Raw genomic sequence first — 1467 nt, 5'->3', positions numbered from 1 at the left:
CGCCCTTGCCGAGTTCCCTCGCCATGCGCGCCGCGCCCTCGTAGGGGGTCGCGGGGTCGCCGGTGTTGCCGACGACGAGGACGGGCGGGGCGCCGGGGGCGGAGACGTCGGGGTGCGAGGCGGCGCCGGGCACGGCCCAGTCGGTGCAGCTGACGAGGGACCAGGCGAGGAAGTCCCCGAAGAGCGGCGACGCCGCGCGGAAGGCGGGGAGCTTCTTCTCGACGTCCGCCATCGAGTACCGCTCCTTGTCGTCGGCGCAGTTGATGGCGACGTTGGCGGCGGTGATGTTGGAGTAGCTGCCGTCCTCGTTGCGGCCGTTCATCGCGTCGGAGAGCGCCATCAGGACGCGCCCGTCGCCGTCGTACGCCTGCTGGAGCCCTTCGCGCAGGTAGGGCCAGTAGTCCTTGGAGTAGAGGGCCTGGGCGATGCCGCCCGTGCCCCCGGACTGGGTCAGCTTCCGCTCGCCGAGGCCCGGCAGCGGCTTGCTGTCGAGGTCCTTGAGGAGTTTCGCCATGCGCTTCTCGATCGCCGCGCGGCTGTCCCCGATGGTGCAGTCCGAGCCCTGCTTCACGCAGTCGTCGGCGAAGTTGTCGAGCGCGAGCTGGAAGCCCTTGGCCTGGCCCAGGGAGCCCTGTTCGCTGTTCTCGGTCGGGTCCACGACGGCGTCGAAGACGGCGCGGCCGACCTTCTTCGGGAAGAGGTGCGCGTAGACACCGCCCAGCTCGGTGCCGTACGAGATGCCGAAGTAGTGGAGCTTCTTGTCGCCGAGCACCTGCCGCAGCAGGTCCATGTCGCGCGCCGCGTCGGTCGTCGAGACGTGCGGCAGCACGACGCGGGAGTTCTTCTCGCAGGCGGCGTTGAAGTTCTTGGTGCCGGTGACGAACTCGTTGCGCTCGGCCTCGTCGTCGGGGGTGTTGTCCTGCGCGAAGTACTGGTCGAGCCGCTCGGCGTCCTGGCACCGCACCGGCGCGCTGCGGCCCACGCCGCGCGGGTCGAAGCTCACGAGGTCGTAGCGGGTGCGCAGCGACTCGTACGTGTCGCCGAAGGCCGGGAGCGTCGCGACGCCCGAGCCGCCGGGGCCGCCGAAGTTGAAGACGAGCGAGCCGATGCGCTTGTCCTGCTCCTTGGCCTTGGCGCGGATGAGCGCGAGGTCGATCGAGGCGCCCTTGGGGTGCTTCCAGTCCAGCGGCGCCCGCATCGTCGCGCACTGCCAGCGCGTGCCGCCCGGCAGCGGGGACGGCTTGTCGCCGGTGCCCTGGGCCTGGTCGGGGGCCGGGCAGCTCTTCCAGCTCAGCGACTGGCCGCGCGGATCGCTGCCGCTCGCGCCGTTCGTCGGCCCGTCGTCGCTGCCTCCGCCGCCACCGGAGCAGGCGGTCAGGGCGGCGGCGAGGCTCAGCCCGGCGAGGGCGGCGGCCCCGGCGCGCAGCCGGGCGCGAGGGGAGGGGCGGCGGGGCGGGAGCGAGTGAG

Annotated in this window: 1 protein-coding gene; it reads right to left on the bottom strand. The window is 72.6% G+C overall.

Annotation, left to right across the window (positions count from 1 at the left end; genetic code table 11):
- Window positions 1-1426 (bottom strand): alpha/beta hydrolase (locus SSBG_RS08280; RefSeq protein WP_037871237.1); only part of this gene is annotated, 1426 nt, incomplete at its 3' end.
- Window positions 1427-1467 lie beyond the last annotated feature (41 nt).

It is taken from the genome of Streptomyces sp. SPB074, assembly GCF_000154905.1.
Classification (GTDB): Bacteria; Actinomycetota; Actinomycetes; order Streptomycetales; family Streptomycetaceae; genus Streptomyces.
Note: the sequence above shows the minus strand (reverse complement) of the source record. Positions and strands in the feature narration are given on the sequence as shown.